17 protein-coding genes are annotated in these 18080 nt (G+C 41.4%); 14 read left to right on the top strand and 3 right to left on the bottom strand.

Going from position 1 to position 18080, the window contains the following annotated elements:
* The first annotated feature begins 202 nt into the window (after positions 1-202).
* A complete protein-coding gene (locus LS48_RS11190) occupies positions 203-1597 on the top strand; it encodes a pyridoxal phosphate-dependent decarboxylase family protein (protein WP_062622631.1) in 1395 nt (464 codons plus the stop codon).
* Positions 1594-2817 carry a BaiN/RdsA family NAD(P)/FAD-dependent oxidoreductase gene (locus tag LS48_RS11185; protein ID WP_062622603.1) on the top strand — a complete coding sequence of 408 codons (1224 nt, stop codon included), beginning with the start codon at positions 1594-1596 and terminating at the stop codon, positions 2815-2817. The genes LS48_RS11190 and LS48_RS11185 overlap by 4 nt, the downstream gene beginning before the upstream one ends.
* A 116-nt stretch (positions 2818-2933) precedes the next feature.
* Here the strand turns inward: LS48_RS11185 and LS48_RS11180 are convergent, their stop codons facing one another.
* Both LS48_RS11180 and LS48_RS11175 read right to left on the bottom strand, forming a co-directional pair.
* Entirely contained in the window at positions 2934-3398 is a 465-nt protein-coding gene (locus tag LS48_RS11180; protein WP_062622602.1) for an STM3941 family protein, read from the bottom strand.
* A 56-nt stretch (positions 3399-3454) separates the two neighbouring features.
* A complete protein-coding gene (locus LS48_RS11175; protein WP_062622601.1) occupies positions 3455-3931 on the bottom strand; it encodes an energy transducer TonB in 477 nt (158 codons plus the stop codon).
* A gap of 277 nt (positions 3932-4208) precedes the next feature.
* Here LS48_RS11175 and acnA point away from each other — a divergent pair, with 277 nt between their 5' ends.
* The 5 genes from acnA (at position 4209) to LS48_RS11150 (ending at position 10249) form a co-directional block, all read left to right on the top strand.
* Positions 4209-6989 (top strand): aconitate hydratase AcnA, encoded by a 2781-nt coding sequence (gene acnA / locus LS48_RS11170; protein ID WP_062622630.1) that lies wholly within the window; start codon positions 4209-4211, stop codon positions 6987-6989.
* 100 nt (positions 6990-7089) lie between these two features.
* A complete protein-coding gene (locus LS48_RS11165) occupies positions 7090-7416 on the top strand; it encodes a hypothetical protein (protein WP_062622600.1) in 327 nt (108 codons plus the stop codon).
* A gap of 64 nt (positions 7417-7480) precedes the next feature.
* Entirely contained in the window at positions 7481-8548 is a 1068-nt protein-coding gene (locus LS48_RS11160) for an NADH:flavin oxidoreductase/NADH oxidase (protein ID WP_062622599.1), read from the top strand.
* 5 nt (positions 8549-8553) lie between these two features.
* The gene (locus tag LS48_RS11155; RefSeq protein ID WP_062622598.1) at positions 8554-9561 is read left to right on the top strand and encodes an LLM class flavin-dependent oxidoreductase; all 1008 of its coding nucleotides are present in this window, start codon (positions 8554-8556) and stop codon (positions 9559-9561) included.
* A gap of 37 nt (positions 9562-9598) precedes the next feature.
* Entirely contained in the window at positions 9599-10249 is a 651-nt protein-coding gene (locus LS48_RS11150; RefSeq protein ID WP_062622597.1) for an HAD family hydrolase, read from the top strand.
* On the opposite strand, the gene LS48_RS11145 is transcribed toward LS48_RS11150, so the two are convergent.
* Positions 10238-11689 carry an exonuclease domain-containing protein gene (locus LS48_RS11145; RefSeq protein ID WP_078056424.1) on the bottom strand — a complete coding sequence of 484 codons (1452 nt, stop codon included), beginning with the start codon at positions 11687-11689 and terminating at the stop codon, positions 10238-10240. The two genes, LS48_RS11150 and LS48_RS11145, sit on opposite strands and share 12 nt — an antisense overlap.
* Positions 11690-11850: 161 nt before the next feature.
* Here LS48_RS11145 and LS48_RS11140 point away from each other — a divergent pair, with 161 nt between their 5' ends.
* From LS48_RS11140 to LS48_RS11115, 7 genes are all read left to right on the top strand, one after another.
* Complete coding sequence (locus tag LS48_RS11140) at positions 11851-12939, top strand: sensor histidine kinase (RefSeq protein WP_062622596.1); 1089 nt, start codon at positions 11851-11853, stop codon at positions 12937-12939.
* A 6-nt stretch (positions 12940-12945) separates the two neighbouring features.
* Positions 12946-14259, top strand: coding sequence for a sigma-54-dependent transcriptional regulator (locus tag LS48_RS11135; protein ID WP_062622595.1), 1314 nt, complete (start codon positions 12946-12948; stop codon positions 14257-14259).
* A 256-nt stretch (positions 14260-14515) separates the two neighbouring features.
* A complete protein-coding gene (locus tag LS48_RS15345; RefSeq protein ID WP_157881733.1) occupies positions 14516-14689 on the top strand; it encodes a hypothetical protein in 174 nt (57 codons plus the stop codon).
* Positions 14690-14703: 14 nt separating this feature from the next.
* A complete protein-coding gene (locus LS48_RS11130; protein ID WP_062622594.1) occupies positions 14704-15999 on the top strand; it encodes a Glu/Leu/Phe/Val family dehydrogenase in 1296 nt (431 codons plus the stop codon).
* 105 nt (positions 16000-16104) lie between these two features.
* Positions 16105-16506, top strand: coding sequence for a GreA/GreB family elongation factor (locus tag LS48_RS11125; RefSeq protein ID WP_317038840.1), 402 nt, complete (start codon positions 16105-16107; stop codon positions 16504-16506).
* Positions 16507-16531: 25 nt separating this feature from the next.
* Positions 16532-16912, top strand: a complete 381-nt coding sequence (locus tag LS48_RS11120) for a hypothetical protein (protein WP_062622592.1) — start codon at positions 16532-16534, stop codon at positions 16910-16912.
* 31 nt (positions 16913-16943) lie between these two features.
* On the top strand, positions 16944-18077 hold the full coding sequence (locus LS48_RS11115; protein WP_062622591.1) for an NAD(P) transhydrogenase subunit alpha: 1134 nt from the start codon (positions 16944-16946) through the stop codon (positions 18075-18077).
* Positions 18078-18080: the final 3 nt, after the last annotated feature.

Here is an 18080-nt window from a genome sequence, read left to right as displayed (position 1 = left end):
CTATCCAATAGTAACAGACCCCAAAGGTTTCGAAAACCTTTGGGGTTTTTTTAGGATTTTTTTATCGTAAATCGCTAAATCCCTTCCTAAAACCGTAATTTTGCACCCGCCTGCCCCCTTTTCGGTAGGCTTTCAAAAAAATTCAAAAAACAAATACGTGAAAATTCAGAATAAAGCTACGCTGGAATTGAGCAAGGACGATATGAAAACCTACGGCTACGAAGTGGTTGACGCCATTGTAGAACACTTTGCAACGCAAAATGAAAAACTGCCCGTGGTTTCGGGATCCCGTGAAGAAATGGAAAAATTATTTCTTGAGGATGCGCCCGAAAAACCCAGTGACCCAAGAAAGGTGCTAAATTTTGTTTTGGACGAAGTAATGACCAAAAGTAACATTGTTTCGCATCCAAAATCGTATTCCTTCGTGCCGGGGCCGAGCAACTACATCAGTGCGATGGCCGATAGTTTGGCTTCTGGGTTCAATATTTTTTCCGGGGGTTGGGCGGCTTCGCCAGCTGCTGCAGAAATGGAAATCGTAGCGATGAACTGGCTTTTGAAAATGTTCGGTTTTCCACAAAAAAAGGGGGGCGGAATTTTTACCAGTGGCGGCTCCATGGCCAATTTAACCGCATTGGTTACGGCGCGTTCCGTAAAGTGCGGCGACGATTTCAGCAAGGCCGTAATTTATCTTTCTGATCAGGCACACTCTTCAAATATAAAGGCGATCCGCGTTTTGGGGTTCAGAAAAGAACAGATCCGCGTAATTCCCACGGATAGTGAATTCAAGTTTTCATTGAATAAACTTAAAAACGCAATCGCAAAGGACCGTTTGGAAGGCTTGCAGCCTTTTTGCCTGATTGCAACTGCCGGAACCACAAATACGGGAACGGTCGATCCGCTTTCCGATATTGCGAAAATCTGCAAAAAAGAAGACATTTGGTTCCACATTGACGGCGCTTACGGCGGGTTTGCAATTCTTGCCGAGAATGGGAAACAGCTTTTAAAAGGAATAGGAAAAGCCGATTCATTAACTGTCGATCCTCATAAATGGTTTTTCCAGCCGTATGAAATTGGCTGCCTGTTGATTAAAAACCACAAATGGCTAAAAGGAACTTTTACCGAAAAACCCGAATATTTAAGGGATATTGAAGGCAATACTTCCGAAATTAATTTTTACGATCACGGCATTGAGTTGACGCGCCGTTTCCGGGCATTGAAGTTTTACATGTCAGTAAAAACCTTTGGAATGGGTGAATTCCGAAAAGCGATTTCGTATAACGTGAAATTGGCCGAGGCTACGGAAGCATTTCTTCGAAAAAGCTCCAATTGGGAAGTGATTTCACCCGCAACTTTGGCTGTGATCAACTTTAGATATAACCCTATTGGGAATAAACTTTCAGAAAAAAAACTGGATGAACTGAACCAACGGATTTCCAAAAATGTGGTCGATTCAAAACAAGCCTTGCTCGTCACCACGGTGCTGAACGGACAGGTAGTTTTACGTATGTGTTTGATAAATCCGCGCACTACCTTGGAAGATGTAAAAGAAACCATCGCCCTCTGCGAAAGTTTTGCGGAAGAAAAAGTCCTGGCTTGAAACAGGCCGATGTCATAATAATTGGCGGCGGTGCTGCGGGTTTTTTTACGGCAATCAACGCTGCTGAGAATAATCCGAAACTTAAAATAATCATTCTCGAACGCGGAAAGGAAGTGCTCACCAAAGTGAAAGTTTCGGGTGGCGGGCGTTGCAATGTGACGCACGCCGAATTTCTTCCGAAGGAATTAACGCAAAACTATCCCCGTGGCGAAAAGGAGCTTTTGGGCCCATTCCACACCTTTATGACGGGCGATACTATTGAATGGTTTGAAAAAAGGGGCGTGGAACTAAAAATTGAAGAAGATGGACGGATGTTTCCAGTCTCGGATTCTTCACAAACGATAATCGATTGTTTTCTTTCCGAAGCGAAAAGATTGGGAGTTGGGGTTCTTCTCAATCAATCCGTAAAGGAAATCCAAAAGGATGGCGAATATTTCATAATAAATACAACTACCGATACTTTTTCAGCAAAAAAAGTTGTCATCGCCACGGGCAGCAATCCAAAGATTTGGCAATTGCTCGAAGGTCTGGGGCATACTATTGTGCCAGCGGTTCCGTCACTTTTCACTTTTAATATAAAAGATTCACGAATTATCGATTTGCCGGGTTTAAGTACGGATGCTTCTGTGAAAATTTTGGATGCGAAGAGAAAAACCATTTTGGAGAGTAACGGCCCGTTGCTTATTACCCATTGGGGAATGAGCGGCCCCGCAATCTTAAAACTTTCGGCTTGGGGCGCGCGATTGTTGGAGCCTTTGAAATATCATTTCAATATTGAAGTGAATTGGTTGAATAGCCTTTCCGAAGAAGAAGTTTTGGATTCTTTAAAGGAAATTAAAAACATCCAAGGAAAGCAGACCATTTTTAAATATGCGCAGTTCGAACTGCCGAAGCGACTTTGGCAAAGTCTGGTAAAAGCCTCCGGAATTGCCGAATCCCTTACTTGGGCCGATGCCACGCGGGAAAATCTTCAGAATTTGGCAAACCAACTCACGGCGGGCATTTTTGAGGTAACGGGGAAAAGTACATTTAAGGAAGAATTTGTAACTGCTGGCGGCGTGGATTTAAAGGAAGTGAATTTTAAAACCTTTGAAAGCCGAAAGGTTGACGGACTTTATTTCGCGGGCGAGGTTTTAAATATAGATGCTATTACGGGTGGTTTTAACTTTCAGAATGCCTGGACTGGCGGGTTTCTTGTTGCGCAGGCAATAACTAAGTGAATTATAAAAAATACATTGCGCTGGTACACGGAATTATAGAACGCTTGTTAGGTTGGTGGAATTGGCGGGATATTTTTTTTGTTTTTTGAAAGGTTATGCAATGCTGGACAAAAAAATTATACTTCTACACCTTCGTTTTTATTTTTCCACGCATTCATTAGCGCAGCAAGTTCTGTGGCTTTCATACCATAAGTTTGGGGTAAACCTCCTTGGTAAGAGGAAAGTATTTTGGAAATTTTCTTTCCCTTTTTATGTTCTTCAGTATAATCAAAAGCGACCATCGTATTAAAGCTGACATAATATATTCCAAAACCGCTTACATCGGTCCATTTTGTGAAATGGGAACGGTACAGGCTGCGCACTTCAAACCCTTCATTGGTCAGTTTTAGATAACTTGAGTTGGGTAATAATTGAATTATGAATACGACTATGCATAAACCAAAAAAGATAATTGTAACCCATTTAGTGAAAGTGTTTTCCTCCATTACTGTAAACCCTAAAACAACAAATAGAGTGCTTACAAAAAGCAGTATGACAATTGTTATTTTGTATGATTTTAATAATTTTGATTCTTTTTTCATTTAATAAACAGAAATAGAATATTAATATTTGTTGGAGTCTTCAAAAAATGCAATACTCATCGAATATCCAGCGCCACTGGAAATTTAAGATAAACCTCAACTATTTCGCCTTGATGTATTGCAGGGATTAATTGAGGAAGAGTCTGGAGCACTTCTATTGCGTTCTGGTTCAAAATTTCTGGTCCGCCAGAAGCAGTTATATCCTTTGGGTTTCCTTCCTTGTCTATTGTGAAAGTTACATCTATTCTTATTAATCCCGTTAGGCCTAACTCTGAAACGAGATCTGTATTAAGTTTTCTATTTACATGACCAAAAATATAATTGAGTGTGCATTTTTGTAGCTTTTCCAGCTTCCATTTTGCATTGCAGTCTGGCGCAAGTGGTGGAACATCGACGAGTTTAAATGCAATCGGTTTTGGTTCAGATGCTCTAACTTCTTCTGTATAGGTTTCTGTTTTTTCCGTTTCAATGGTTTGTGAGAAACTGATCGTGGTGAGAAATATGTAGAGTAGTAGGATGATTTTGGTTTTCATTTTGAATTTTTTAGCCTATAAAAGTTTAAATCTACAAAAATTTCCTTCCAAATGGTTGATGACATTTCAAGCTTTCACCTATATAATAATCTAACTATCGAGGAGTAGTTTTAAAATTGTAAATGTGAGGGGAAAAAGCTTCCGGGATGTTGTGACTCGGGGGCTTTTTTATTTTGATTGCGTTCCACGTCTATCTGTTAATGCCTTGTTAAACAAAAGTTCTCGGCTTACGGCGCAATATTATTTGCGTATTTTTAATAGCCAAAATTTTTCAGCCATGCAGCAAGATATTTACAACCTCAAAAAAACGCTTAAAACCAATAACGAAGAACTTACTTATTACAGTATTTCTGAACTCGAAAAGCAAGGACATAATATTAAAAAATTGCCGTTTTCGGTACGGATTCTCTTAGAAAATGCACTACGGAATTATGATGATTTCTCAGTAACCAAAGAACATTTGGATGCTATCCTCAATTGGAAACCTGCCAAAAGCGATAAAGACATCGCATTTAAGCCTGCCCGCGTACTGATGCAGGACTTTACGGGCGTTCCCGCCGTTGTTGATATTGCTTCGCTGCGTTCCGAAATGGCGCGAAAAGGAGGCGATGCCTCAAAAATAAATCCATTGATACCGGTAGATCTGGTGATAGACCACAGTGTACAGGTAGATTATTTTGCGGCTCAATACGCCTATCAGCAAAATATGGAAGAGGAATACAAACGTAACAGAGAACGCTATACTTTTTTGAAGTGGGCACAGAAATCGTTCAATAATTTTAGCGTGGTGCCCCCTGGAATGGGGATCTGCCACCAAGTGAATCTTGAGTATTTTTCTAAAGGTGTAATTGCTAGGGAGGGAATGGCTATCCCAGATACCCTTGTGGGTACAGACAGCCACACGCCAATGGTAAACGGAATTGGAGTAGTAGCTTGGGGCGTTGGAGGTATTGAAGCCGAGGCTGCTATCCTTGGCCAGCCTATCTATTTCATTAATCCTGAAGTAATTGGTTTAAAATTAACCGGAAAACTTCCCGTGGGTTCCACTGCTACCGATTTGGTGTTGACCATTGCCAACTTACTGCGTAAATATGGTGTAGTGGGCAAATTTGTTGAGGTTTTTGGCCCCGGTTTAGACAATCTTTCGGTACCTGATAGAGCCACCATTGGGAATATGTCGCCAGAATTTGGTTGTACCATTACTTACTTCCCTATAGACAATAAAACGCTGGAATATATGCGGAGCAGTAACCGAAGCGAAGAACAGATTCAGTTGGTTGAGGATTATTGTAAAGCGAATATGCTTTGGCGAGAGGATGAGGATAAGATTGAATACACCGATGTGTTGGAATTGGATATTTCAACTATTCAACCAAGTGTGGCTGGGCCAAAACGACCTCAGGACAAAATTTTGCTTAAAGATTTAAAGGAAAAATTCATAGAACTGGAACATGCTTCCTTTGGCAGAAAATATATAAAACATTCAGAAAGGGAAGATGCCATAACCCGCTGGAAGGAAGAAGGGGGCAGCCAGCCGGTAAAACAGTCTCACAATCCCGCACCCGACATTGAGATTGAAGCTAAAATTAAAAATGGCTTAAAAACTGTTTGGATCTCACAAGATAACGAAAAATACATGCTTTCAGACGGAGCTGTAGCCATTGCGGCAATTACATCTTGTACCAACACCTCAAATCCATTTGTCATGATAGGAGCAGGGCTGGTTGCAAAAAAAGCAAGGGAATGCGGTATTGATGTAAAACCTTGGGTGAAAACTTCTTTAGCTCCGGGTTCAAAGGTTGTTACGGATTATCTTGAAAAAGCAGACCTTTTAAAAGATTTGGAAGCCCTTCAGTTCCATTTGGTGGGCTACGGTTGTACTTCCTGTATTGGTAACTCCGGCCCATTACCTCCGGAGATTTCAAAAGCGGTAGAGGAAAACGACTTAATAGTAACGTCCGTATTGTCCGGAAACCGAAACTTTGAAGCCAGAATTCATTCCCAAGTAAAAATGAATTTCTTGATGTCGCCAATGTTGGTTGTGGCCTTTGCTATAGCTGGTCGCGTGGATATAGATTTGACGACGGAGCCACTGAGTTATGACCGCAACGGAAAGGCAATCTTTTTAAAAGATATTTGGCCTACGGATGATGAAATTCATGAGGTGATGAAAACCGTGCTTACTCCAAAAGATTTCAAGAAGAACTATGACGAAATTTTTGACGGCAACGAAATATGGCGAAACCTTGAAGTGCCGGATGATAAGCTTTATCAATGGGAAGATGACTCCACATATATTAAGGAAGTTCCGTTTTTCCACAATCTTTCAAATGAGGCGAAACCGCTTAAAAATATAGAGGGTGCCCGCGCACTTTTGGTAATGGGCGATAGCATTACAACGGACCATATTTCGCCTGCGGGAGCCTTTTCAGAAGATTCCGCTGCCGGAAAGTATTTGATATCAAAAGGTGTGGAAAAGAAAAATTTCAACAGTTATGGCTCACGCCGTGGAAATGATGAAGTAATGGTGCGCGGTACTTTTGCCAATGTGCGTATTAAAAACCAATTGGCAAACAGGGAGGGCGGTTACACTACTTATCTTCCGTCGGGAGAGGAAATGACGGTTTTTGAAGCTTCGCAAAAATATATAAAAGATAAAACCCCTTTGATTGTGCTTACTGGAAAGGAATACGGAAGTGGTTCTTCCCGCGATTGGGCAGCTAAAGGAACCATTCTTTTGGGAATAAAAGCCGTTTTGGCAGAAAGTTATGAACGCATACACCGCAGTAACTTAATTATGATGGGTGTGTTGCCGCTTCAGTATTTGGAAGGGGAAAGTGCCAAATCGCACGGGTTAACGGGAAAGGAATATTTCACAATTACAGGTATTGAAAACGATTTGACCCCTTCAAAAAAAGTAACCGTAACTGCCAAGGACGAAAACGGCAAGGAAATTGAATTCAAAGCCATAGCAAGACTGGATTCGCCCATTGAAATTGCATATTACCAAAACGAGGGGATCCTTCAATATGTATTGCGCCAATTTTTAAAAAAATAAATTAGGGAAGAGAAAATTAGAGAAGAACGGAGGGTAAATGGAAATTAACCCAACGGAAATATTTAATTTTTATAACCTGAAACATGAAACCTGAAATAATTTGATCCTAATCGTCCGCCCAAAACTTCTCCGAAAAAATTACAACGGAATGACGCTTTGGCCATTTGTGGTTTTAAAACACCATTCCTTAAAAGAGGATGCCGTTTTTTTGAACCACGAAAAAATTCATTTGCGCCAGCAAGCGGAATTGTTGATTGTTTTTTTCTATATATGGTATGTCCTTGAGTTTTTGCTGCGTTGGCTTCAATTTGGAAACCGTTATAAAGCATACCGAAATATTTCTTTTGAACGCGAAGCTTATTATCACGAAAGTGAAATGGATTATTTAAAAAAACGAAACATTTACAGATTTTTAAAATTCATGTAATAATTTGTAAGTCTGAGTGAAGTCGAAAAACCATCTAAGAATACGCAATAGCAATAATATATATATGAGCCTCCTTTTTTCCCCCTTAAAAATAAAATCCAAAACCTTTAAAAACCGAATGGTCGTTTCGCCTATGTGTATGTACAGTAGCGTTGATGGCTTTGCGAACCAATTTCACCTCGTGCATTTGGGAAGCCGCGCCGTGGGAGGTTCGGCATTGATAATACAAGAAGCCACCGCAGTTTCGCCAGAGGGAAGAATTACACACGGCGATATGGGTCTTTGGAAAGACGAACATATTGAAAAATCTAAAGAAATTGTCAACTTCGTGCATTCGCAAAATGCTTTGATAGGAATACAGTTGGCCCACGCCGGCAGAAAAGCCAGCCACCAACTTCCGAAGGACGGGGCCAAAAAAATAGCTCCCGAGCTTGAAAATGGTTGGCAAACAGTTTCTGCATCAGCTTTGCCTTTTCGAAAAGGTGAACCTGCTCCTGTTGCATTGGATACCGCAGGAATTGAAAAAGTGAAAAGTGATTACGCTGCAGCCACGCGCCGTGCCGAACAAGCGGGATATGATGTGGTTGAAATCCACGCTGCCCATGGCTATCTTTTTCATCAGTTTTATTCGCCTTTGGCAAATGAAAGGACCGACGAATATGGCGGCAATTTTGATAATAGAATTCGTTTTTTACTGGAAGTTACTGAAGTAGTTCGAAAGGAATGGCCAGAGGAAAAGCCATTATTCGTTCGTATTTCAGCCACAGATTGGACCGAAAGGGGTTGGACGGTTGAAGATTCCGTCAAACTTTCCATGAAACTAAAGGAATTAGGGGTTGATTTAATCGATACTTCCTCCGGCGGAAACGTTCCCAAAGCAACCATTCCCAGCAAACCGGGTTATCAGGTTCCCTTTGCGGCGCAGATTAAAAAAGAGGCGAATATTTTAACGGGTGCCGTGGGCCAAATCACAACGGCCGAGCAGTCTGAGGAAATTTTAAAGACTAAAAAGGCCGACTTGATTCTCTATGCCCGCGAAAGCCTAAGGCAACCGTATTTTCCGTTGCACGCCGCTACTGAGTTGGGAGTGGATGTGGAATGGCCTTTGCAATACCAAAGGGCCAAAATATAAACAGGATGAATATGAAAGCTTTGTTACAAAATATCCCTTTTTCTGTGTTGGATTTGGTACCCGTTATTCAGGGAAGCAGCCATAAAAAGGCTATGGAAAATAGTTTGGCTTTGGCACAACAGGCAGAGAAATTAGGGTATAAGCGCTTTTGGATTTCGGAACACCACAACGCCGAAAGCCTTGTAAGTTCCGCCACACCGTTGCTGATAGGCTATGTAGCGGAAAACACCAAAACTATCCGCGTAGGTTCGGGCGGGGTTATGCTGCCCAATCACGCCCCGCTTATTGTTGCGGAACAATTTGGGACCCTCGCTACCCTATATCCAGATAGGATTGACCTGGGTTTGGGCCGTGCGCCGGGTACCGATCAAGTTACCGCCAGAGCGCTTAGGCGGGAACGGATAGAAACGGTCAATGACTTTCCAAATGACGTTCAGGAACTTTCAAATTATTTTTCAAAATCCAATTCCCACAGCCCCGTCCGTGCCATTCCGGGGGAAGGCTTGGAAGTGCCGCTATATCTTTTGGGTTCGAGTACGTTTAGTGCCCAACTGGCAGGCGCATTGGGATTGCCCTACGCTTTCGCGAGCCATTTTGCGCCCACCCATCTGCACGATGCACTGCGATTATACCATTCAAACTTTGAGCCTTCAAAACAGTTGCAAAAACCCTATACCATGGCCTGTATTAACGTAGTGGTAGCGGATACCGATGAAGAAGCTGAATATTTGTCCACAAGCATGAAATTATTTATGCTGAACGTAATCCGAAATACCCGGAAACCGTTGCAACCGCCGGTAAAAAGTATGGATGGACTTTGGAATTCCCTTGAAGAGGCGCACATTTCACAAATGATGCAATATTCCTTCGTGGGAAGCACCGAAACAGTACAAAAAAAATTAAATGCGTTCGTTGCCGAAACCAGGGTTGACGAGCTGATTACCGTTGCCCATATTTATGATCAACAAGCCAGGCTGAAGTCTTTTGAATTATTGGCGCAACTGAAAAAATAAAAAGTTTGTTTTCTGTACCTTCGCAAAAAAAGCCGATATGCTAAAAGCCGTACTTTTTGACATGGATGGGGTAATTGTGGATACCGAACCCCTACACCGAAAAGCCTACTTCAGAATGTTTGAGGATATGAAAATTGACGTGGACCAAGCAATGTATGATTCCTTTACTGGGCAGGCAACCTTGCCTATTTGCAGAACGCTTTGTGAACATTTCGGTATTTCTGAAAGTCCCGAACATCTGGTTGCGACCAAAAGAAAACATTTTAAATACCTTTTTGAAAACGATAACGACCTTGCGCTTTTGGATGGCGTTCACGATTTAATAAAAGACTACCACGCCAATGGCTTGACTTTAGTTTTGGCATCTTCGGCTTCCATGCCAAACATCAACCGTATTTTTGAGCGGTTTGATCTCGATAAATATTTTAAGGCCAAAATAAGCGGCGCAGATTTAAAAGCCTCAAAACCGCATCCCGAAATTTTTACAAAAGCCGCCGAACTTGCTGGCGAACACCCAAACCATTGCATGGTAATTGAAGATTCCACCAACGGAATTGCCGCGGCAAAAGCTGCGAATATTTATTGCGTAGGTTTTAAAAGCCCCCATTCTGCCAACCAGGATTACAGCAAGGCGGATAGGGTGATTACAAGTTTTGAGGAGATTCTGTTTTCAAATCTAACTTTGTGATAAATTATAATCAAATATTCCTCCCTTTTTTTCAAGGGGAGGTGTCGATAGGCGGAGGGGTTCAAAATAGACCACATTCCGTTCTCCATTCTTTTTAAGATAACTGCGAATGATGGCGTGGGTGTGATAACTGGCCTGTTGCAATTTCAAAAAAGGTTCATAATCTTCAATATTGCAGATGGCTTCACTTCTGTCAAAAAAACCAAAACCTTTGTATTCTCCCTCGGCTACCAAGGCAAAGGCAATTTCGTCCTTCGTTCTTCCTTTTCCCTGTATAGCAAAGCTGGGTTTATTTTCTTTTAGGGCCTTAATGGCAGCCTGCACTTTTAGGTTATACTCCGTTACGCTTTCATCACCCTCACAAATACCTTCACAGTTTTTTATACGGTAGTGGGAACATTTTTCAGAAGTGCTCTGCAAGGTGCAAAAACGCGGACACAATTTAAAAGTTTCGCAGATCTCTTCCAGTTGTACCGTGGCCTCGGTTCGGTTGTAAAAAGTACCTACGGAATCATTAAGTGCTTTTGTTTTACCCAAAGCCAGTTGGATAATGCCGCGTTGGTTTACATAACTGATTATTTGGAAAATTGTGGCGGGCCATTTCTGCGCCCGATTGAATTTTGGATAGTGTTTTCTGATGTGTTCAGATTCTAGCAGCAACGCTACGAGCTCATTCCCCGTTAGTTCGAAATCTATAAAATGCGTTTCCTGCCCCAGTTGGTATTCCTTCGTTTTTTTGTCGTAAAAATGCGAAAGCACCCGTTTTTTAATATTCTTTGCCTTCCCGGCATACACCACTTGATGTTTTTGGTTTTTGAAAAGATAAATACCAGGCTCCTCGGGCAGTTCGTTTATCTGTTCGGCAGGAATATGTGGCGGTAGTGTTGCTTGTTTGGAACGTGGATTCAAAAAGGAATTGATAGTGTTAAAATCTTCATCAAGTGAAAGCAATCGCTGAAAAAGAATTACAGTGGCATCCACATCGCCTTCGGCGCGGTGACGGTTATGGTGCGGAATGCTTATGGTATTGCAAAGTCTTCCCAAACTATAGGAAAGCATTCCGGGAATCAACTTTCGCGAAAGCCGGACGGTACAGAGTTTCTTGCGGTTGTAATGCTGCCCCAATAGCCGAAATTCACCGCGGATTACATTGTAGTCAAAACTAACGTTGTGCGCTACAAAAATAGCATCTTGTGTAAACGCTTCAATTTTTTCAGCAATTTCAAAAAACCGTGGCGCATCTGCAACCATTTCATTGTCAATGCCAGTTAGTGCAGTAATGTGGTGTGGTATTTCCCGCTCCGGATTGACGAGCGTGGTGTACTTATCTACCACTTCGCCATTATTCATCAATGCGATGCAAATTTCGGTAATACGATTGCCTGCTATCCCACCACCAGTGGTCTCTACGTCAATAATTGCGAAAAGTTGTGATTGCATTTTTCTTTGCTGGGAAAACAAATATAGTGAAAGAATTTTAAAGTATTGGATTATTTCCTATTAAATGGAAATAATCCAATAGAGAAACGAACCATTCGTACCAATTAACTCAGAAAATCTCCGCATTATCAATATCTTTGAACAAATATTTACAGCCTTATATGACTCTTGAAAAAAACCTTAAGGAAAGAATAAAAGAACTTACCTGCTTGTATGAGGTCTCTTCTATTATAGTAAACAATGATTACAATGAGCTTGACAAAACACTATATTCAATCGCATTAAGTTTGCGAAAATCATTGCAGTTCGGCAAACACACTACTGTTGAGATCAACTCAGAACCTTTCCATCTCATTTCTTCTGCACTTCCCAAAAAAAGTGTTTTTATTGAAAGTAATATCACCATTTTCAATGAGCCAAAAGGTTTTATAAAAATTCATTATCCCGCAGATAAATTCACCAAAAAAGATTTTTTAAAGGAAGAGAAAAAACTATTGAAAAACGTTGCAATTAACGTAGGCGATTTGTTGGAACGAGTAGCCATCCGTGAAAATGAAACTGTGATGAAACGCAAAATGGAACACGCGGACCGCTTGAGTATTTTGGGCGAAATAACCGCGGGAATAGCCCACGAACTCAACACCCCACTTGCAAATATTTTGGGCTTCGCCGAGTTGCTAAAAAGTAAAGAACCCAAAACCACACAGACCAGCCAAGACCTAGATAAAATAATAAATAGTGCCATTTTTTCACGCGAAGTGGTAAAAAAATTAATGTTCTTCGCCTGCGAAATGCCGCAAAATTTAGGACAGACAGACATCGTTCCTGTAATTAACGAAGCGATGAATCTGCTAGACCCCACATTTAAGAAGAACGAAGTAAAATATAAAGTGAATCTTCCAAAAGGTGAAGTTTTAATGAAAGCCGACACCATTCAGTTGACCCAGGTTATCTTCAATTTAGTGCTGAACGCAATCTATTTTTCACCCAAAAATGGTTTGATTACTATTTCTTTGGAAGAAACAAAAAAGAAAATCACGCTTAAAATTTCAGACGAGGGCCCAGGCATTTCTCCCGAAAACGTGCAGAAAATATTCCAGCCTTTTTTCACAACAAAAACAGTGGGCGACGGCTCCGGTTTAGGGCTTAGCGTAGTGCACGGAATTATTCGCAGCCATCGTGGAACTATAGATTATCAACACAATATTCCCACGGGTGCCATTTTTATTATTACATTTCCAAAACAATAAACCCCGATGCTACAAAAGGAAAACATACTGATAGTAGATGACGACATCAACATTTTGGAACTCCTCCAGCGGCATCTCCATTCGCTCAATTATCACACTTATAAAGCAGTTTCTGTAAAAGAGGCCGTTGCCATTTTGCGCGATACCGAAATAGATTTACTGATTACAGATCTAAAAATGCCCGAAGTGGACGGTTTTCAACTTATTCAGTTTGCTTCGGAACATTACCCAAATATGCCAAAACTGGTGGTTACAGGCTATCCTTCGGTTCAGGATGCGCTTTCCGCAATAAAATCGGGCGCGGTAGATTATTTGGTAAAACCTTTTACGAAGGAAGAATTGAAACAAGGTGTTTTAAAATCCCTTTCTACCAAAACGAAGCGGAAAAACGTAACCGAAATTACTGCAACAAAAAAATATAATGAAATAATTGGCGAGAGTGAAGCCATTAAAAACGTAACGCAAATAATAGAACGCGTAAAGGACAACAAAGCCACTATTTTTATAAGTGGTGAAAGTGGAACGGGAAAAGAGCTGGTGGCACGATCCATTCACTACAACGGCAAGTTTTCGCGCGCACCGTTTATTGCGGTAAACTGCGGCGGAATTCCTGAGAATCTTTTGGAATCGGAACTTTTTGGTTATGTAAAAGGTGCTTTTACAGGAGCCAATGACAATCGCGAAGGTTTTTTCCAAGCTGCAGATGGCGGAACCATTTTTTTGGATGAAATAGGAAACGCTTCTTTGGCTGTTCAATCCAGACTTTTACGAGTCCTTCAAGAAAAAGAAGTAATGAAAGTTGGCGATCGAAAAACTGAAAAAATTGACGTACGCGTCATTGCCGCCACCAATAGCAATCTAAAGGAAATGATTGCGAAGGAAACCTTTCGTGAAGACCTTTTTTATCGTTTAACGGTTGTAGAAATCAACGTGCCGCCTCTTCGGGAACGGAAAGAGGATATTCCATTACTAGCAGACAAGTTTCTCTTCAAATACGGCAATGAATATAAAGATCGCTACATTACCATTGATCCAGAGGCTCAAGAGCTTTTGCAACGTTATGATTGGCCGGGCAACATTCGTGAACTGGAGAACGTAATTCAACGTGCCGTGATTATGTGCGACCGTACCATAGGTATAAAAGATTTGCCCGAAACTTTAAAATATAAAATTGATTTTCCTGAGGAAAGTCTGCTTTCTTTAAAGGAAATGGAGAAGAAATACATTCAAAAAGTACTTGCCGCAACTGACAACAACCAAACCAAAGCTGCGGAGATTCTCAACATTGACCGTAAAACACTTCGTGGGAAAATTAAGTAATTGGTCATTAAGCGAAAGCGTTACTTAGTTTAAGCACTCTCACTAATTACCTCATACTTTCCACTTCCAACTTCCCACTTCATCTTCATTGGGTAATTTTTCCCCACTGCGGAAAATATGCCCCACTCACTTCACAGAAAAATTAGATATAAATCATTATAACTATTTGTAATACAGTAATTTAGCGTTTTTATTGAATATTTTTTGTGCCAATGGCACACACCTTGCCAATAGGAATGTCAAACAATTAATGATTATGACTAATAACCCTACAAACCTTTGCCTTGAATGTGCGCACGCAGCTTATTGCGTGCTAACGCACAATCATTCAGCGGTGTTTTCCTGTAGTGAGTTTGACGAACTGCAACACCGTGCTCCCGAGCCTTTACTGACAATAACCCAAAGAGAGCCAGAAATGGCAACTATTTAAAAACAATTATTAAAATGACAAATACACAAACCTTGGAAAAACCGCAACCTGTAAAAAGAGGAATGTTGGACAACGTGTTGGAGCAATTCAACAGCGCTGCAGACAAAATTGATCTGAACCCAAACGTTCGCAAAATTCTTAGCATCACAAACACTGAAATCATCATTCACTTCCCGGTTCGTATGGACAATGGTAATGTGGAGATATTCACTGGCTACCGTGTGCAGCATAACAACGCACTTGGCCCATACAAAGGAGGCCTTCGTTACCACCCAACGGTTGATATTGACGCCGCACGTGCCTTGGCCATGTGGATGACCTGGAAAACATCTTTGGCAGGATTACCTTACGGAGGCGCAAAAGGAGGAATCCAGATCGACCCTTCAAAATATTCAAAAGGAGAATTGGAGCGCATTACGCGAAGATTCACCTATGCGCTGGGCGAGAATATTGGCCCGGAGCACGATATTCCTGCGCCAGACGTAAATACCAACGACCAGACCATGGCGTGGATTGCAGACACCTATATGAGTACAAAAAGCACTAGTGAACGTTCCAAAAACCAACACGTAGTTACAGGAAAACCTGTTGGCAGTGGTGGTTTGGAAGGCCGTGATCGTGCCACTGGTTACGGTGTATTTTTGACCATTAAATTTTGGGCAGAAAAGAACAATGAGAGTCTAAAAGGTAAAACCTTTATCGTTCAAGGTTTTGGAAACGTAGGCTATTGGGCTTCACATTTCTTGGAAAAAGAAGGTGCAAAAATGGTAGGTGTCCAGGATGCCTACGGAAGCCTTCAAAACAAAGAAGGGATTACAGTTGAGGATCTTTTCAATTATGGAAAAGCCAATAACGGCAGCATCGTAGGTTTCCCAGAAGCAGACGCCTTGGACGGCAAGGAATTTTTCGGCTTGGATTGCGACATCTGTATTCCAGCAGCTTTGGGCAACCAGATTACCAAAGAAAACGCACATTCCATAAAAGCTACTTTGATTGCTGAAGGCGCCAATGGCCCGACAGATGTGGAAGGCGAAAAAATATTGTTGGAGCGTGGCATCACCATCATTCCAGATATTATGTGCAACTCCGGTGGCGTAATAGGAAGTTATTTTGAATGGCTTCAAAACCGTAACGGAGAGCTTTGGCAGATGGACGAGATTTTGGAAAAACTGGAGAAAAAACTTCGGTCAACCTTTAAGAAAGTTTCGGCCTATTCCGAAGAGAAAGAAATCGATATGCGTACCGCAGCTTTTGCAATCGCTATCGAAAGAATTGAAAAAGCCTATGTGCTTAGAGGGATTTTCCCATAATTAATTTGAATCCATAAAGATGGAACATCGCTCCTCAATTGTCTTAAATGACAATGATGTTCCATCTTTAATAATACAGAAATAGAAACCATGAAATATGGAAATTTGATATTAGAAAAAAAAGAGTATGTTTTTTTAAAACGCCTACTCAACGTTACAGGTTATTATAAAGATGAAAACACCAAGGTTTCCCTTAAAAAATTAAGCGGGGAGCTTACAAGTGCCATTATTTACGACCACGAAGAAATGCCTGCAGATGTAATTCGCTTTAACAGTGTTGTTACAGTTGAATCAGGAACCTGGCAAACCGAATTTCAATTGGTCATCCCCACCGAACGAAATATCGCGGCGAACAAGATTTCTATTTTGGCCCCAATGGGTTCAGCCGTAATGGGTTATGCCGAGGGCGATTCCGTTATTTGGAATTTTCCAAATGGTACCAAAGAACTAAAAATTACAAGTGTTAAGCAGGCTGAAAGACCCATCGATATAGACGTTCTTTCATAGAAATTTAAAAATATTTATATAAGTCATGCAGATTTACGATCACGATTCCCCCGAAGCAATAGCATTTAAGAATAATTCCATAGAGTTGGACAACTGGATAGAACATCTCAACTATATCGAAAAGGAGATTGTCAACCTGTTGAACCTTGGGAATTCGGAACTTTTAAAGGTGTTTGAATCCAAGAACGTAATAGAAAAACTGGCTCGTGAAAAAGAGAAAAACGTAGCTACCATTGACGCTTTCCTAAAATACAAAGAGGGCTTGCCAAAGGCCGCGGAATGCGAAGATGTGGATTGCGACATGTTTTATGTAACCGAGCATGAAAAGTTTAGAAAAACATATTTGGCCCATTTAAAAAGTTACCGGGAAGTAAAGGAAGAATACTTCGGTATGCTAAGCAAATAAAAAGGAAAAATAAAAATTTCAATAAGAACTTATGAGCGAACAGCTGCAGCCCAATACTATAGGAATCCTAAAAACCCCAAACGATCCGCGGGTTTGTTTGTTGCCCAAGGAAGTAAAAAGACTTACCGGGGAGTTGAAGCTCAATATCCTTTTTGAGCCGGGGCTGGGCAGTTCGCTACAAATTGACGATGCTGAATATTTACAGGCGGGAGCTATCAGTAAATCTCGCGAGTCAATTTTTAAAAATTCGGATACCATCGTATCCATAAACCATACTTTTAGCGAAGTGGAAATGAAGGGGGGTTGTTGCTTCATTGGTATTTTCAACCCCCTCTTTCATGATTCCAAACTCGCTATTTATCAAAAAAATTCAGCCACGGTTTACAGTTTGGATTTGCTTCCAAGAACTACTCTTGCGCAGTCTATGGATGTGCTTTCGTCCATGGCCTCCCTTGCGGGATACAGGGCGGTGATAAAAGCAGCGGAAGTGTATAATGGTGTTTTCCCAATGTTTACAACCGCCGCGGGAACACTTACCCCGGTCAAGATTTTAGTGCTCGGTGCAGGCGTTGCAGGACTGCAAGCCATTGCAACGGCCCGTCGATTAGGTGCAGTTGTTGAGGCCTTTGACGTGCGCAAATCTGCCGGAGAGGAAGTCCGCAGCCTTGGTGCCACCTTTATTGAAGTAGAAGGCTATACCGAGTCTGCAAATGCAGGAGGGTATGCGGTAGAGCAAAGTGAGGAATATCAAAAAAAGCAGAAAGAATTGATACACAATCACATTCTAACGGCAAATATCGTAATCAGTACTGCCAATATTCCGGGGAGAAAAGCACCCTTGCTCATTGAAACACGATCTGTGGAAGCAATGCAGCCCGGCAGCGTGATCATTGACCTGGCGGCAGAACAGGGCGGAAACTGCGAGCTTTCAAAAAACAAGGAAATTATCAATCACAACGAAGTTACTATTCTGGGTCACTCAAGCCTTTCCGCAGAAATACCCGCGGCTGCTTCAAAATTGCTTTCCAATAACTATTTCTCATTTATAAAGTACAAACAAAAGGCAGAAGACCAACCAGATGATCCATTGCTCACCGCTTCCCAAATTATGAAGGAAGGCCAATGGACGCACCCACATTTCACCAAACAACTACAACCAGCATAAATT

This window comes from Aequorivita aquimaris (assembly GCF_001573155.1).
GTDB classification, from domain to species: domain Bacteria; phylum Bacteroidota; class Bacteroidia; order Flavobacteriales; family Flavobacteriaceae; genus Aequorivita; species Aequorivita aquimaris.
The sequence above is the reverse complement of the archived record's forward strand: the minus strand, read 5'-3'. Positions and strand labels throughout refer to the sequence as shown.

What these genes read in the sequence shown, in the direction of transcription:
- LS48_RS11190 (WP_062622631.1), top strand. Translation starts at nt 203, where the DNA reads ATGAAAACCTACGGCTACGAAGTGGTTGACGCCATTGTAGAACACTTT.
- LS48_RS11180 (WP_062622602.1), bottom strand. Translation starts at nt 3,398, where the DNA reads ATGAAAAAAGAATCAAAATTATTAAAATCATACAAAATAACAATTGTC.
- LS48_RS11175 (WP_062622601.1), bottom strand. Translation starts at nt 3,931, where the DNA reads ATGAAAACCAAAATCATCCTACTACTCTACATATTTCTCACCACGATC.
- acnA (WP_062622630.1), top strand. Translation starts at nt 4,209, where the DNA reads ATGCAGCAAGATATTTACAACCTCAAAAAAACGCTTAAAACCAATAAC.
- LS48_RS11160 (WP_062622599.1), top strand. Translation starts at nt 7,481, where the DNA reads ATGAGCCTCCTTTTTTCCCCCTTAAAAATAAAATCCAAAACCTTTAAA.
- LS48_RS11155 (WP_062622598.1), top strand. Translation starts at nt 8,554, where the DNA reads ATGAATATGAAAGCTTTGTTACAAAATATCCCTTTTTCTGTGTTGGAT.
- LS48_RS11150 (WP_062622597.1), top strand. Translation starts at nt 9,599, where the DNA reads ATGCTAAAAGCCGTACTTTTTGACATGGATGGGGTAATTGTGGATACC.
- LS48_RS11145 (WP_078056424.1), bottom strand. Translation starts at nt 11,689, where the DNA reads ATGCAATCACAACTTTTCGCAATTATTGACGTAGAGACCACTGGTGGT.
- LS48_RS11140 (WP_062622596.1), top strand. Translation starts at nt 11,851, where the DNA reads ATGACTCTTGAAAAAAACCTTAAGGAAAGAATAAAAGAACTTACCTGC.
- LS48_RS11135 (WP_062622595.1), top strand. Translation starts at nt 12,946, where the DNA reads ATGCTACAAAAGGAAAACATACTGATAGTAGATGACGACATCAACATT.
- LS48_RS15345 (WP_157881733.1), top strand. Translation starts at nt 14,516, where the DNA reads ATGACTAATAACCCTACAAACCTTTGCCTTGAATGTGCGCACGCAGCT.
- LS48_RS11130 (WP_062622594.1), top strand. Translation starts at nt 14,704, where the DNA reads ATGACAAATACACAAACCTTGGAAAAACCGCAACCTGTAAAAAGAGGA.
- LS48_RS11120 (WP_062622592.1), top strand. Translation starts at nt 16,532, where the DNA reads ATGCAGATTTACGATCACGATTCCCCCGAAGCAATAGCATTTAAGAAT.
- LS48_RS11115 (WP_062622591.1), top strand. Translation starts at nt 16,944, where the DNA reads ATGAGCGAACAGCTGCAGCCCAATACTATAGGAATCCTAAAAACCCCA.